A 14,858-nucleotide genomic window follows, 5' to 3' on the forward strand; every position below is an offset into this window, starting at 1 on the left:
TTCGCTATGCGTTCCATTCTGCCGACGCGCCGCCGCGCGCTGTTCGCCGCGGCCGGGTTGTGCCTGTCGGCCGTTTTCGGCGCGGCGCATGCCGCCGAGCCGTTGAAGGCCGTGGCCAGCTTTTCCATCCTGGGCGATATCGTGCGCGAAGTGGGCGGCAACGACATCAGTCTGACCACGCTGGTGGGACCCGACGGCGATGCGCACGAATATGAGCCCACCCCGGGCGACGCGAAGAAACTGTCCGCCGCGCGGGTGCTGTTCGTGAACGGCCTGGATTTCGAGACCTGGCTGCCCAAGCTGACCAAGGCTGCGGGCTTCGCGGGGCAGACCGTAGTGGCCTCCCAGGGCGTGATGCCGCGCAAGTTCGCGGAACAAGGCGGCGCCGGCAAGCAAGACGAACAGGATCACGATCACGGCGATGACCATGGCCACGACCATGGCGGCAAGGACGGTCATCATCACCATGGCGACGCCGACCCGCACGCCTGGCAGGATCTGGCCAATGGCGTGACCTACGCGCGCAACGTGGCCGAAGGCCTGGCCGCCGCCGATCCGGCTCATGCCGGCAACTACCGCCAGCGCGCCACCGCGTACATCGCCAAGCTGCAAGCGCTGGATGCCAGTGCGAAGAAGACGTTCGCCGCCATTCCCGCCGAGCGCCGTAAAGTCGTGACCTCGCACGATGCCTTTGGCTATTTCGGCGCGGCCTACGGCGTGGCATTCGTTTCCGTGATGGGCGTGTCGACGGATGCCGAGCCGTCGGCCGGTGAAGTCGCCGCCATCATCGAACAGGTCAAGCGCGAACGCGTGCCCGCTGTCTTCGTCGAGAACATCACCAGCCCCAAGCTGGTGCAGCAGATTGCGCGCGAGACCGGCGCCAAGGTGGGTGGTACGCTTTATTCCGACGCGTTGTCCAAGCCCGGACAACCGGGCGCCACTTATCTGGAAATGTTTGAATGGAACGTACGTCAGCTTGCCGCGGCCTTGCAACCCTGAGCGCCGCGACGGCCTTGCTGGCGGCGGGCGCCGCCAGCGCGCACCCGCACATGTGGATCGACGCGCGCGCGACAATCGAAATCGATGCGCGGCACCGCATCACGGCGGTGCGCCAGGTGTGGTTGTTCGACGAGATGTTCGGCGCTTACGCCACGCAAGGTTTGAAGATGGGCAAGGACGGTTCCTTGCCCGCCGCCACCCTGAAGGGCATGGCCGACGACTGGATGAAGGCCCTGGGCGAACCGATTTCGCATTACTTCACCCGGGTCACGGTGGATGGCAAGACGGCGGCGTTCGCGGCCCCGCGCGATGCGCGTGTCGACTGGAATGCGAAAACCAAGCGATTGACGCTGTCCTTCACGTTGCCGCTGGCGTCGCCGGCGGCAATGGGGGCGGAGGGCGCGCAGGTCGATATCTACGACCCGACGTATTTCGTCGCCTACGCTTTCGACGAGAAAGAGGCGGTGGCGCTGGGCGGCCCGGATGCCGCGGCGTGCTCGTCCCACTACCGCAAGCCTAAGGAACTGGATTGGAAGACCATGCAGCAACTGGCCGCGATCCCGGCCGACCCGGACGCGTTGCCCGACGAACTCTTCGCCATCACCAAGGGGTTGACGCACCGTATCGAGGTGAAATGCTCGTAGCCGCGCCCCGACGCGGCGCGGCGGCGTGGCTGATCGCGGCGGCGCTGCTGTTGGGCGGCATGGGCGTGGCGGCGGCTCAGGGCGGGCACCCCTTTGGCGTGCCGGAAAGCGCCATGGGCATGGGCGGGCCGGGATGGTTGGCCAGCTTCTTTGGCCAGGTCTCGGTCTGGCAGAGCCACTTCTACCGCCAGCTTACGGGCGCGGTGCGCGCCTGGCAGGCGGAAGGCGGCGCGGCCTGGGCCTTGATTGGCCTGTCTTTCGCCTATGGCGTGTTTCACGCATTGGGCCCCGGGCACGGCAAGGCGGTGATCTCGTCATACGTGCTGGCCAATCGGCAGACCGCGCGCAATGGCGCGTTGCTGGCGCTGGCGTCGGCGTTGATTCAGGCGCTGGTGGCCATCGCGATGGTGGCGGTGCTGGCAGTCGTGTTCAACGCCACCGCGGCGACGATGAACCAGGCGACGCGCTGGCTGGAGTTGACGTCCTACGTCCTGGTGACGTTGCTGGGCGCCTGGCTGGTGTGGCTGAAGGCGATCCGTCCGTTGTTGCGGCGGCGTGGCGCAGGCCAGGCGGCGCCGGTTGCCGTTGCGCCGGCGCCTGTTGCTGCCGTGGCGCCGGTGTCGCCCGCGCCCGCCCTGAAGGGCGCCGCCGCGCTGCGGGCGATCTCCGTGCATGCGGCCGCCGCGCCGGCTCATGGTCAGGCGCATCAGCATCACCATCACCATCACGATGACGACTGCGGTTGCGGCCATGCGCATGTGCCGCCGCCCGACCAGGTGGCGGGCCAGATGAACTGGCGCCGCGCTGGATCGGCCATTCTGGCGGTTGGGCTACGGCCATGCAGCGGTGCGCTGATTGTGCTGGTGTTTGCCTTGTCGCAGGGCTTCTTCCTGGCCGGCGTGGCGTCTGCCCTGGCGATGGGCCTGGGCACCGGCTTGACGGTGGCGGCGCTGGCGTGCCTGGCTGTTGCGGCCGGCGGCGCGGCAACGCGCCTTGGGCAGCGCCTGTCCAGCGCGGGCGCTGCGCGTTTGCGCTATGGCGTGGAAGCGCTGGCGGCGTTGGCGGTGCTGTTGCTGGGCGTCATGCTGCTGGGCGGCATGGTGGCGGGGGGCGGCTAGGCGTTCAGGATTTGCGGCCAGCGCGCGGATGGGCCTGGTCGTAGGCCTTGGCCAGATGTTGGAAATCCAGACGCGTGTAGACCTGGGTGGTAGAGATGTTGGCGTGGCCAAGCATTTCTTGCACGGCGCGCAGGTCTTGCGCCGACTGCAGCACGTGGCTGGCGAAACTGTGGCGCAACACGTGCGGATGCACATGCGTGGGCAGGCCGGCCTGTTGCGCGATCTGCGCCAATTGCAGTTGCACGACGCGCGGAGAAATGCGTTTGCCGCGCGCGCCCAGGAACAGGGCCGCGGCATCTTCCGGCGCGGCGCCGGGCGGCGCCAGGCGCGGCCGCGCCGCAATCCATTTCTGCAAGGCGTCGACGGCGGCGCGGCCTACCGGCACCGAGCGGCGCTTGCCGCCTTTGCCCAGCACTTCGACTTCGGCTTCGTCCAGCTTCAGCCAGCCGCGGGATTCATAGCCGGCCGAGCGTGTGTAGCGCAGATCCAGCCCCACCAGTTCAGACAGCCGCAGCCCGCTGGAATACAGCAGTTCAAGCATGGCTTGGTCGCGCAGCGCGGCGGGCTCGTTCGCGACCTTGGCCGGCGGGCGGTCCAGCAGCGCCTGTGTCTGTTCCACGGATAGGGCTTTGGGCAGGCCGCGCGGGGCTTTGGGCGCGCGCACGCCGGCCACGGGGTTGCCGGCCAGTTCCATCGACGGCGCCCACCATTGGTAGAAACCGCGCCAGGCCGCCAGTGTGCGGGCCAGGCTGCGCGGGCCGCGGCCCTGTGCATGCAGGCGCGCGACGAACTGGCGGATGTGGCCATTCGCGATCTTGTCCAGCGGCAGGCGCGCCTTGTCGGCGAGCTCGGTCAGGAAGTGCAGTTCGCGCCGGTAACCGTCCAGCGTGTGGGGCGAATAACGGCGGTTGGTTTCCAGATGGCGCAGCCAGGCGCGCATCGGATCGGGCAAGGCTTGCGCGCCCGCGTCGGCGGGCGGGGAGTCGAGCGGCGGCGCGTTGCGCGTGGTGGGGGTCATGTGCGCCCGCCCGGGTGTTGCCCTACGCCTTCGGCGAAGCCGGATTCAGGCGATGCAGCGCCGCCGAAGCCAGTTGGCCGATGGATTCCAGGAACGCCGTGCCCATTTCCGGGATGAAGCGCTCGGGGTCGTCTGAACCCAACACCAGCAGGCCGACAGCGGGGCCGTCGGCTTCCAGGCGCAACGGCACCAGCGCCAGCGACTTCGGCTTGCCATCCAGCCAACTGGCGGCTTCGAACGCGGTATCGGTGCCGCAATACGGGGTCTTCAGGCTGTCGGTGAATGTGCGCACGTCTTGCGAGACGGGTTCGCCGTAACCGGTGGGGGCGAGTTCGGACAAGTCCCACAGGCGCAGCGCCACGTGGTTGAGTTCGAACTGTTCCGCCAGCCCCAGGGCGATTTCGCCTGGCACGCGCTGCGCGTCGTTTTCGGACAGCAGGCGGCTGCACCATTTGGCGACATGCGTGCCAATGCTCTCGTTGGCGGTGGCGTTGCGCACCAGTTCGTTCAAACGCCATTCCAGTTCGCGGTTACGTTCGCGCAGCGTCAGGATCTGGCGTTCGCCCAGCGAAATCGCGCGCGAACCATGCGGATGCGGGACCTGCATGGTGGCGAAGAGGTCAGCGTGCTCGTCGAAAAAGCCGGGGTGCTCTTGCAGGAAGGCGGCGATGTCGTGGGCGGTGAATGCGGTATCAGTCATAGGGTCAGCGGTTCAGCGCCATGGAGAAGACGAGCTTGTCGATGTCGACTTGCCCCGTGAATACGGATTCGGCCGGGCCGGTCATGCGGAGCTGTTCGCCGTTCCAGGCGACAGTCAGCACGCCGCCGCGCGTCTGCACGCGCACGGGCGATTGCAGCAGGCCACGGCGGATGCCGGCCGCGACGGCGGCGCAGGCGCCCGTGCCGCAGGCCAGGGTTTCGCCCGCGCCGCGCTCAAACACGCGCAGGCGGATGTTGTGGCGGTCGACCACTTGCATGAAGCCCGCGTTGACCCGGCGCGCAAAGCGCGGATGGGTTTCGATCAGCGGGCCTTGCACGGCGACGGGGGCGGTGTCGACGTTGTCGACCACCTGCACGGCGTGCGGGTTGGAAATGGCTACGGCCGACAGCAGCACCTTGGCCGGCACGCCGGCGGGCGTGTCGAGTTCCAGTTCCCAAAGGGTGTCTTCGCCCTGGCGTTGCGAAGCCAGGCCGGCAGTGTCGAAGGGAAGGGCGGGAGGGTCGAAGCGGGTGCTGCCCATTTCGACGGTGACTTGTTCGTCGTCGCCTTCGTCCAGAACGAGGATGCCCGTGGCGATTTCGGCGCGCAGCGGATTGCGGTCGGACAAGCCCTGTTCGTGCACGAAGCGCACGAAGCAGCGGGCGCCGTTGCCGCAGTGTTCGACTTCGCTGCCGTCGGAATTGAAAATGCGATAGCGGAAATCGGCGTCCGGCCGGGTGGCGCGTTCGACCAGCAGGATCTGGTCGGCGCCGATGCCGAAGTGCCGGTCGCCCAAGGCGCGCGCCCGTTCGGGCGTCATCTCGATGGTCTGGCGGACCCCGTCGAGCACGACGAAATCGTTGCCCGCGCCATGCATTTTGGTGAAGTTCCAGTTCATCCCGGGATTATCGCCCATTATTAAGGCGCGGACAGCCTGGGCCGGACGTTCAATAGACTTTGGGTTCGCCCGGGGGGCGAGTCTTGAAGCGGCGGTGCACCCAGTAGTACTGGCTGGGGCAGCGGCGCACCCAGGATTCCAGCTCGCGGTTCAAGCGGGCGGTGGCGGCTTCCAGTGAGTCCTCGCCCGGAAAATCGGCAAGCTCGGGCAGTACGTCCACGTGGTAGCGGCCCGTATCCGGATTCCAGAAGCCCACGACCGGCAGTACGGCGGCGTTCCATTTTTGCGCCAATTGGGCGGTGGCCACGAGGGTGGCGGCCTGCACGCCGAAGAACGGCACGAACACCGAACCCTGGCGGCCAAAGTCCATATCGGGCAGGTAATAGACCGGGCGCGGCGCGCGCAGGTGGCGGATCAGATCGCGCACGCCGTCCTTGCGGCTGACCAGGAAGACTTCGTTGAAGCGGGCGCGGCCCGCCGCGACGACGGCATCGATGTGCGGGTCGCTCTGCGGGGTGTACATGGTGGCCGCGCTGGGAAGTTCCAGGGTCAGTCGGGTGGCCGTCGCGTCCAGCGCAATGAAGTGCGGCGCCAGCAGGATCACGGGGCGGCCCTGGACGATCAGTTCGTTGATGCGCTCGACACCGGTTTGCGTAACCATCTCCTTGACGGCCTCGGCCGTGCCGTACCAGAGCACGCCGCGGTCCACGATGGATTGCGCCAGCGCCCGGAAGTGGTCGGCAAGCCATTGCTCGCGCACGGACTCGGGCTGGTCGGGAAAGCACAGGGCAAGGTTGCGGCGCACGATGTGCGCGCGGGATCTTGCCAGCCGGGGGGCCAGCCAGCCCAGCACCGCGCCGATGCGCTGGCGCGTCGACGGCTTGATGCGGCTGAACCATTTCAACAGGGTGACCAGCGTGCGCGTTTTCGGATCATTCATGGCGGTAGGATAAGACCGGGCTGCTCGGGACGGGCGGGCGCTTTCAGGAAGCGGCGGGGGGCGCCGTGCCGGCGTCGGGCGCTGGCGGAGCGCCGCGCGGGGTCTTGTAGCGGTTGTAGCTCCAGAGGTATTGCTGGGGGCAGCGGCGGATCAGCGTTTCCATCGAGGCGTTGATCAGGGCCGCCTGCGCTTCGGGGTCGGCGGGCAGGGGTTCAGGCACCCGCACGTAGTGGATGCGCCAGCCGCGGCCCTTGGGCAGCCGTTCGCCGGCGGTCAGGATGATGGGCACCCCGGTTTGCGAGGCCAGCTTGCTGGGCAGGGTCATGGTGTAGGCCAGACGCCCGAAGAACGGCACCCACACGCCGTCGCCCACGCTGGGCGCCTGGTCGGGCAACATGCCGACGGATTCGCCGCGGCGCAGCGCGCGCACGAACTCGCGCACGCCTTGCATGGTGGCGGGCACGGCGTTGACGGCGGAACTGTTGCGCGCCGTTTCCAGCAGCGGGGCCAGGATGTCTTTGCGCGGAGGACGGAACATCACCGTCATCGGCATCTGGCGCGCCAGGTAGCGCGCGGTGATCTCGAAGCAGCCCAGATGGGGCGTCAGGAACAGGATGCCGCGGTTTTCGGCGCGGGCGGCGGTGACGATGTCGTTGTCGTCCGACACCACCTGCGCCAGGCTTTGCTCATTCTTGAACCAGACGCGGGGGTTTTCAAGGATCATGGCGCCGGTCTCGGCCGCGGCTTGGCGGGCGAACGCCGCGCCGGGGTAGCCGGCCTGGGCGGCGTTGGCCTGCAGTCGGCGCCGATATTTGCCGGGCCAGGCGTAGACGGCAAGCCCGGCCAGGCGCCCGATGGCGTGCGCGACGGGTAGCGGCAAGGCGGCAAAGAGTCTGAACAGGGCAAGCAGCATTCGGCGGATGGGTAAGGACGGGCACGGTCATGCCACGGGATGCCGGGTTTCCGGGAATATGTTTACATACCGGGCGTGAGCATAAGAACGGCATTTTCGCTTAAAATGCGCTCAGTCGCCGAGTTAACCGACAACTTGCGGGGCGACGGCAGGGTGCAGCGCATTGCGCGGCCTTTGCCAAATCCGCTAAAGCGTCGCGCCCAGATTAGCGTAAGCCATGCAGTCAGGGGTGCAACGCGCCTCGTGAACCTATGCGCCGGCAAGGCCGGACACTAAGGACGTATCTGTGGCCAATAACGACTTTCTCTTCACTTCCGAATCCGTCTCCGAAGGGCATCCCGACAAGGTTGCCGACCAGATTTCCGACTCGATTCTGGACGCCATCTTCACGCAGGACCCCAACGCGCGTGTCGCGGCGGAAACCCTGTGCAACACGGGCCTGGTCGTCCTGGCTGGTGAAATTACCACTACCGCCAACGTCGATTACATCCAGGTCGCCCGGGACACCATCCGCCGCATCGGGTACGACAACACCGAATACGGCATCGACTACAAGGGTTGCGCCGTGCTGGTTGCTTACGACAAGCAATCGCCCGACATCGCCCAAGGCGTGGACCGCAGCTCGGAAGATTATCTGAACCAGGGCGCGGGCGACCAAGGCCTGATGTTCGGCTACGCGTGCGATGAAACGCCCGACCTGATGCCCGCTCCGATCTGGTACGCGCACCGCCTGGTGCAGCGCCAGAGCGAACTGCGCAAGGATGGCCGCCTGCCGTGGCTGCGCCCGGACGCGAAGTCCCAAGTGACGTTCCGCTACGTCGACGGCCGCCCGGCGGAAGTCGATACGGTGGTGCTGTCGACGCAGCACGCGCCGGAAGTCACGCAAGAGACCATCCGCGAAGCCGTCATTGAAGACATCATCAAGCCGAGCTTCCCCGAAGGCCTGATCACGCCGGACACGAAGTTCCTGGTCAATCCGACCGGCCGCTTCGTCATCGGCGGTCCGCAAGGCGATTGCGGCCTGACCGGCCGCAAGATCATCGTCGACACCTACGGTGGCGCTTGCCCCCACGGCGGCGGCGCGTTCTCGGGCAAGGATCCTTCCAAGGTCGACCGTTCGGCCGCCTACGCCGCGCGCTACGTGGCCAAGAACATCGTGGCCGCCGGTCTGGCGCGCCAGTGCCAGGTGCAGGTCAGCTACGCCATCGGCGTCGCCGAACCGATCAACATCACCGTCTACACCGAAGGCACCGGCGTCATCCCCGACCACGAGATCGCCAAGCTGGTGCGCGAGCACTTCGACCTGCGTCCGAAGGGCATCGTGAACATGCTGGACCTGCTGCGCCCGATCTACGCGAAGACCGCCGCCTACGGCCACTTCGGCCGCTCCGAGCCCGAGTTCTCGTGGGAAGCCACGGACAAGGTCCAGGACCTGAAGAAGGCGCTGTAAAGCGGTTCTTCACGGAAAAGCCCCTGCGGATGCAGGGGCTTTTTGCTTTGGTTCGCACGTAGGATGGGTGGAGCGCGAGATTCCGTACACAAGAACACCGGCCTCAAGCGCGCGCAACCCATCAAGCAGCGATGATTTCTTGGCAACTTTAGCCATAACGCAACCGCTGCTTGATGGGCTGCGCGCATTAAGCGCCTGCGCTCGGGTAATGGGACGTCTTGCGCTCCGCCCCTCCTGCGCCCGGTCGGACGTCTTCGGCGTCCAGCGCTTGCGCGGCCTGGTCGCAGGCGGGCATCAGCAAGGGCGGCGTCATAGTCGGCTTGCGATATCCCGCCGCCCGCCGCGAAGCCGCGTCGGGGCCTCAGGCGCCCAAGTAGGCGCGGGCCAGCGCGCCGTCCTGCGCGATTTCCGCCGCCGTGCCTTGCGCGGCGACGCGGCCGGACTCCAGCACGTAGGCGCGGTCGGCCAGCGATAGCGCCAGCGCCGCCATCTGATCCACCAGCAGGATCGTCATGGACTCCGTGCGCAGCTGGTCCAGCGCGTCGAACAACTCGTCGATAATTTTGGGCGCCAGGCCCAACGACGGTTCGTCCAGCAGCAGGATCACGGGCTTGGACATGAGGCCGCGGGCAATCGCCAGCATCTGCTGTTCGCCGCCAGACAAGAGGCCGGCGCGTTGGTGCAAGCGTTCACGCAGACGCGGAAACCGCGTCAGCATCTCTTCCACGCGCGCTTCGCGGTCGTGGGGATGCAGGAAAGCGCCCAAGCGGATGTTGTCCAGCACGCTCAGGCCCGGAAAGACCTGGCGGCCTTCGGGCACCAGCACCAGGCCGCGCGCCACGATGCGGTCGGCGGCCAGGCCATTCAATTCCTGCCCTTGCAGATGCATGCCGCCTTGCGCCGGCCGATGCAGGCCGGCCAGCGTGCGCATCAAGGTGGATTTTCCCGCGCCGTTGGCGCCCAGCAAGGCCACCATTTCGCCCTGCCGTACTTGCAGGTCGATGCCGTGCAGCACGGGGTTGGCGCCATAGCCGGTCACCAGATTGCCCACGCCCAGCACTTCGGGCGCGATGGGGGCGCCGGCTGGCCGCTGCCGTGATGCCGGGGCGCGCCGGGCGGCGTCATCGCCCAGGTAGGCCTGGCGCACGGCAGGCGATTGCTGGATGTCGGCGGGGCTGCCTTGCGCCAGCTCGCGGCCGGCGTCGATGGCGACGATGTGGTCCGACACCCCCATCACCAGCGCCATGTCGTGTTCCACCAGCAACACGCCCGCGCCGGCCTCGGCGATGCGCCGCAGCAGGCCGGCCAGCCGCGTCTTGTCTTCGCGGGACAAGCCCGCCGCCGGTTCGTCCATCAGCAGGATGTCGGCATCGGTGGCCAGCGCGCGGGCGATCTCCACCAAGCGCCGGTCCACGTGGGGCAGGTCGGCGGCGGGGATGTCCAGCGCGCCTTCGTAACCGCAGAACGCCAACAGCGCACGCGCCCGTTCGCGCGCGTCCGGGGCCCGGAAGCGCCGCGACGCCAGCAGCCCGCCCAGCCGGCCACGCACCATGCCCAGCGCCACGTTGTCTTCCACGCTCAGCGTGTCGAACAGCTGCGAGGTCTGGTAGGTGCGGCCGATGCCGCTGCGTGCCACCTGGTAGGCTGGCAGCGCGGCCAGTGGCGTGTCGCCCAGCGCCACCGCGCCGGCGGTGGGCTGGTAGTAGCCGCTGAGCATGTTGATGACGGTCGACTTGCCTGCGCCGTTGGGTCCGATCAACGCCGTCACGGCCGCTGGCGGCACGGTGAACGACACCGATTGCACGGCGCGCACGCCGCCGAAAGTCATGGTCAGCGCGTCGGCGCGCAAGATGCGCCGGGGGCGTCCGCCGGCCGGCATTGGGCTGCCTTGGCGCGGCGTCAGCGCATGGCCCGCCGCGTTGCGGCGCCAACGCGACAGCAGCCCGGCCACGCCGTCCGGCGCGGCCCACAGCACCACCAGCAGGAAGGCCCCGAAAAACAACAGGCGGTATTCCTCCAGGCTGGATAGCAGCTCTGGCAGCAGTCCGACGACGACCGCGCCCAGCAATGGCCCGGCCAACGATCCCGCGCCGCCCAGCGTCACCGCCAGCACAAACAGGATGGACTGCATGAAGTTGAAGTTGTGCGGCGTGATCATGCCGGCCTGCGGCGCGTAGAGGCCGCCCGCCAGGCCCACCACCGCCGCCGACACCATGAACGCCACGGCCTTGACCGCCAGCGGGTTGATGCCGATGGACTCGCTGGCCGTTTCGCTGTCTTTGACGGCGCGCATCGCCGCGCCCCACGTGCCGCGGGACAGCAGCGCGTAGGCCGCCAGCGCCACGAATGCCGCCACGATGGCCAGCATGGCCACGCCCCGGTCCCCGCCGATGCCGGCCAGCGACGGTTGCACGATTCCCATCAAGCCGTTCTGGCCGCCGGTGAGCTCGCCGCCTTCGATCAGCGCGTGCTCGACGATGAAGCCGAAGGCGATGGTGATCATCGCCAGGTAAGGGCCTTTCACGCGCAGCGCGGGCAGGGCCAGCAGCAGGCCGAAGGCGCCGGCGATAAGCGCCGCCGCCGGCCAGGCCAGCCAAAAGCTCCAGCCGGCCTGGCCGGTCAGGATCGCCACGGTGTACGCGCCGATGGCGTAGAAACCGGCGTGGCCGAACGACATCTGCCCGGTCAGCCCCAGCAGTACGTTCAGCCCGATGCCGGCCAGCGCCAACAGCGCCACATTGCCCAGCACGAACACGTAGTAGCCGTTGACGGTGGCCGCCAGGGCCAGGCCGGCCGCTGCCAGCAGGGCGTAGAGCGCCAGCGGCAGCCAGCGCGATGCAAGTCGCTTATTCATCAGACCTTCCTGACATCGGCGCGGCCGAAGAGTCCGTTGGGACGCACGGCCAGCATGACGATCACCAGCGTGAAGCTGATGATCTGGGTATATCCGGAGCCCAGCGCCACCGTGATCAGCGCTTCGACCACGCCGAACAGCAGGCCGGCGATCATTACGCCCCAGGCGCTGGTAATGCCGCCCAGGATCGCGACGACGAAGGCCTTCAGGCCGAACAGCGTGCCCATGTCGGCCTGCACGTTGAATAGCGGCGCGACTAGCGCGCCCGCCACGCCGGCGAACAGCGTGGATACGGCAAACGCCGCCATGATGGCGCGGCGCACGGGAATGCCCATCAGCCGTGCCGCGCTGGGGTTCTGCACGACCGCCAGCAGCGCCACGCCCCAGCGCGTGCGGCGCGACAGCGTGTGCAGCGCCGCCGCCAGCACCAGCCCGACCAGCGGAATCAGCAGCTGCAACGGGTAGACGCCCAGGCCCAGCCCGCCGATTTCAAGCGGCGCCTGCGCCAGTGGCGACGGCAGGCTGCGCGGCTCTTTGCCGAACGTGAACATCACCACGTTATCCAGCACGATGCCCAGCGCCACCGTGGACATCAGCCAGGCGTTGGAGCCCCGGCTGGCGAACGGCCGCACGGCCAGCCGTTCGACCACCAGGCCGTACAGCGCGCACAGCGCCAGCGCCGCCAGCAAGGCGGGCGCCAGCGGCCAGCCCAGCGTCTGCGCGAACGTAAAGGTCAGCACGGCGCCCAGCATCATGGAACTGCCCTGGGCGAAGTTCACCGTGCCGGACACGGCGTAGGTCAGGTAAAAGCCCAGGGCCATCAGCCCGTACATGCTTCCCAGACCCAGGCCGCTGACGATGGCGGACATCAACAACATGCGCGTCTCCCGCGTGGACCAGCTGTTTACTGCGCGCCTTTGACGGGCAGGATGCGGTTATCGATGAACTGCGTCCACACGTAATCGTCTTCGCGCAGCGCATCGTGCGAAGTGGGCGTGAAGGGCTGTTCATAGGTTTTGATCAGGCCGTCGTACTTGTCGATCTTGTAGAAGCCCTGGCGCACCGCGTCGCCATCGGTAGAACCGGCTTGCGCGATGGCCAGCGCGGCCAGCTGCATGCCGTCGTAGGCATTGGCCACGCCCACGGCAGGCGTGATGTCCTGCGGGCCCTTGATGTCGGAATACTTGGCCTTCAGCGCCTGCATCACCTTGTCGCCCACCGGGCCCTGCTTGCCGAAGAAGCTGTAGGTCTGCACGAAGTGCACGTTCTTGGCATTGGGGCCGGCCAGCTCGGTGAAGCGGCCGCCCGCGGGGCCCCAGTGCGACACGATCGGCACCTTCCAGCCCATGCGGTCCAGCGATTTCACGACCTGCGCCGACGGGCCGACGTTGCCGACCAGGAACAGCGTGTCGGCGCCCCCGGCCTTCAGGCGGCTCAGTTGGGGCACCACGTCCAGGTCGTTGGGTTGGAATTTCTCGACGCCGGCGGGCGTGATCTTGGCCGCGGCCAGCGCGGCGTTCAGGCCCTTCTCGTTGGATTCGCCCCACGGATTGTTCACGAGGATCATGCCCGGCTTTGCGCTCTGGAACGTCTTTTGCGCGTACTGGACCATCGCGCTGTCCACGATCTCGTCCATGGCCGACACGCGGAACACGAAGTTCGGGTTGCCCTTGTTTTGCGTGATGGCGGTGCCGGCCGCCCACGGCCCCATGAACGGCACCTTTTCCTGGTTCACGATGGGCACGATCGCCATCGAGACCGGCGTGTCCAGGCCGCCGAACAGCACGGCGACCTTTTCCTTGAAGATCAATTCGCGCGCGGCGGCCATGCCCTTGGCGGGATTGCCTTCGTCGTCGCGCCGCACCAGCACGATCTGGCGGCCGCCCAACAGGCCGCCTTTCGCATTGATCTCGTCGATGGCGATCGTCATGCCGCGCGTCAGCGCTTCGCCCGCTCGTGCCGACTCGCCGGACAGCGCCGTGATCAGGCCGATCTTGATGGGGTCGGCGGCAAGCGCCGGTTGCAGGGTCAAGCCGGCCGTGAAGAGGGCGGCGGCGGTGGCGCGAAGCAAAAAGGAACGGCGGGTCGGGACCATTGGGCACTCCTGGAAAAGTGGAACGGATCTTGCATGGGGTTAAGGGCTGCCTGGTTTCCCCATGCAAGATCCATGCCATCTGGTCCCAACCGGCCGCCAGCTGCGGCGATCGCGCTGTCACGAGGGGGAATGTGGCGTCTTCAGGCGTGGTTTGTCCGCGTCAGATCCAAGTTTTGTCTACAAAGATTCCGAGATTTTGTTAACAATCATGCATCAGGATTTGCACCAAAATGAATCCAACCTTGCTTTCAAGCACTAATCCGGGGCGTGGCGACGCGTCCGCATGGGCGCCCGCGCCGCTGGCCTGCCATGGCCGCTTCGCCTATCAGCCGATCACCGGCCGGGGGGATTACGCCTGGCCGAACGGCGCGCGCCTGGCCGTGTACCTGGGCTTCAACATCGAGCACTTCGCCTTTGGCGAGGGGTTGGGGGCTGAACTGGGACCGGCCTCGCCCCATCCCGACGTGCTGAACTACGCGTGGCGCGAGTACGGCAACCGGGTGGGCGCGTGGCGCTGCCTGGAACTGTTCGACGAACTGCGCTTGCCTGCGGGCGTATTGCTCAACACCGCGCTGTACGAGCACTGCCCGGAATTGGTCGACGCCTTCCTGGCGCGCGGCGATGAACTGATCGGGCATGGCTACAGCAACGCGCATCGCCAGGGCGGCCTGCCCGAAGCCGAAGAAAGCGCGCTGCTGGCGCATTGCCGCGACCGCATCCGCCAGCACGCCGGCCAAGCCCCGGCGGGCTGGCTGTCGCCATGGATATCGGAAAGCCGCGCCACGCCGGACCTGCTGGCCGAGGCGGGCTACCGCTACACGCTGAACTGGTGCCACGATGACCAGCCCATGCGGATGCGCACCCGCGCGGGCGATCTCTGGGCCATTCCGTATCCGCAGGAACTCAACGACATCCCGATGATCATGGGCCGCAAGATGGACGCCCGCGACTTTGCCGATATGATTCTTGATCAGTTCGAGGAAATGCGCGCGCAAGCCGTTCGCCAGCCCCTGGTGATGGGCATTGCGCTGCATCCCTATATTGTGGGGCAGCCTTACCGGCTGCGGCACCTGCGCCGGGCGCTGGCGCCGTTGGCTGCGGCGCGCGACCGGGGCGAGATCTGGTTCACCACGCCGGGCGAAATCTGCCGCCATGTGGATAGCCTGCCGTCCGGCGCCGCTGCCGCGCGTTAGCCGCCGGTTTTTCGATTCCCTTTCTCTGTCAGCCCA

The 14,858-nt window shown here is 67.4% G+C and carries 13 protein-coding genes; 5 read left to right on the forward strand and 8 right to left on the reverse strand.

The features are described from left to right. Positions 1-6: 6 nt before the first annotated feature. From ACI0FO_RS12935 to ACI0FO_RS12945, 3 genes are read left to right on the forward strand one after another with little or no spacing between them, the layout of a single operon-like run. Positions 7-999: a metal ABC transporter substrate-binding protein gene (locus tag ACI0FO_RS12935; RefSeq protein ID WP_416027177.1), complete on the forward strand. Its 993-nt coding sequence runs from the start codon at positions 7-9 to the stop codon at positions 997-999. Further along, the gene (locus tag ACI0FO_RS12940) at positions 960-1,643 is read left to right on the forward strand and encodes a DUF1007 family protein (RefSeq protein WP_416027179.1); all 684 of its coding nucleotides are present in this window, start codon (positions 960-962) and stop codon (positions 1,641-1,643) included. The genes ACI0FO_RS12935 and ACI0FO_RS12940 overlap by 40 nt, the downstream gene beginning before the upstream one ends. Positions 1,644-1,702: 59 nt before the next feature. Next, the gene (locus ACI0FO_RS12945; RefSeq protein ID WP_416027411.1) at positions 1,703-2,761 is read left to right on the forward strand and encodes a nickel/cobalt transporter; all 1,059 of its coding nucleotides are present in this window, start codon (positions 1,703-1,705) and stop codon (positions 2,759-2,761) included. 4 nt (positions 2,762-2,765) lie between these two features. On the opposite strand, the gene xerC is transcribed toward ACI0FO_RS12945, so the two are convergent. The 5 genes from xerC to ACI0FO_RS12970 are packed head-to-tail and all read right to left on the reverse strand — an operon-like array spanning position 2,766 to position 7,230. After that, on the reverse strand, positions 2,766-3,779 hold the full coding sequence (xerC, locus tag ACI0FO_RS12950; RefSeq protein WP_416027181.1) for a tyrosine recombinase XerC: 1,014 nt from the start codon (positions 3,777-3,779) through the stop codon (positions 2,766-2,768). Between the two features lie 22 nt (positions 3,780-3,801). Next, positions 3,802-4,479, reverse strand: a complete 678-nt coding sequence (locus ACI0FO_RS12955) for a DUF484 family protein (protein ID WP_416027183.1) — start codon at positions 4,477-4,479, stop codon at positions 3,802-3,804. Positions 4,480-4,483: 4 nt separating this feature from the next. Continuing rightward, positions 4,484-5,395 (reverse strand): diaminopimelate epimerase, encoded by a 912-nt coding sequence (gene dapF, locus ACI0FO_RS12960; RefSeq protein WP_416027185.1) that lies wholly within the window; start codon positions 5,393-5,395, stop codon positions 4,484-4,486. A 31-nt stretch (positions 5,396-5,426) separates the two neighbouring features. Then, positions 5,427-6,317, reverse strand: coding sequence for a lysophospholipid acyltransferase family protein (locus ACI0FO_RS12965; RefSeq protein ID WP_416027187.1), 891 nt, complete (start codon positions 6,315-6,317; stop codon positions 5,427-5,429). Between the two features lie 43 nt (positions 6,318-6,360). Beyond that, positions 6,361-7,230: a lysophospholipid acyltransferase family protein gene (locus tag ACI0FO_RS12970; protein WP_416027189.1), complete on the reverse strand. Its 870-nt coding sequence runs from the start codon at positions 7,228-7,230 to the stop codon at positions 6,361-6,363. A gap of 286 nt (positions 7,231-7,516) precedes the next feature. Here ACI0FO_RS12970 and metK point away from each other — a divergent pair, with 286 nt between their 5' ends. Further along, positions 7,517-8,680: a methionine adenosyltransferase gene (gene metK / locus ACI0FO_RS12975; protein WP_183014010.1), complete on the forward strand. Its 1,164-nt coding sequence runs from the start codon at positions 7,517-7,519 to the stop codon at positions 8,678-8,680. A gap of 361 nt (positions 8,681-9,041) precedes the next feature. Here metK and ACI0FO_RS12980 read toward each other — a convergent pair whose 3' ends face one another. From ACI0FO_RS12980 to ACI0FO_RS12990, 3 genes are read right to left on the reverse strand one after another with little or no spacing between them, the layout of a single operon-like run. Continuing rightward, on the reverse strand, positions 9,042-11,534 hold the full coding sequence (locus ACI0FO_RS12980; protein WP_416027191.1) for an ATP-binding cassette domain-containing protein: 2,493 nt from the start codon (positions 11,532-11,534) through the stop codon (positions 9,042-9,044). Further along, positions 11,534-12,412: a branched-chain amino acid ABC transporter permease gene (locus tag ACI0FO_RS12985; RefSeq protein ID WP_105555834.1), complete on the reverse strand. Its 879-nt coding sequence runs from the start codon at positions 12,410-12,412 to the stop codon at positions 11,534-11,536. Before ACI0FO_RS12985 ends, ACI0FO_RS12980 begins: the two co-directional genes overlap by 1 nt. 26 nt (positions 12,413-12,438) lie before the next feature. Beyond that, positions 12,439-13,629 (reverse strand): ABC transporter substrate-binding protein, encoded by a 1,191-nt coding sequence (locus ACI0FO_RS12990; RefSeq protein ID WP_416027193.1) that lies wholly within the window; start codon positions 13,627-13,629, stop codon positions 12,439-12,441. Positions 13,630-13,859: 230 nt separating this feature from the next. Between ACI0FO_RS12990 and ACI0FO_RS12995 the strand changes: the two genes are divergently transcribed. After that, the gene (locus ACI0FO_RS12995; RefSeq protein ID WP_416027194.1) at positions 13,860-14,822 is read left to right on the forward strand and encodes a polysaccharide deacetylase family protein; all 963 of its coding nucleotides are present in this window, start codon (positions 13,860-13,862) and stop codon (positions 14,820-14,822) included. Positions 14,823-14,858 lie beyond the last annotated feature (36 nt).

The organism is Achromobacter marplatensis (assembly GCF_049060505.1).
Taxonomy (GTDB): domain Bacteria; phylum Pseudomonadota; class Gammaproteobacteria; order Burkholderiales; family Burkholderiaceae_B; genus Achromobacter; species Achromobacter marplatensis_A.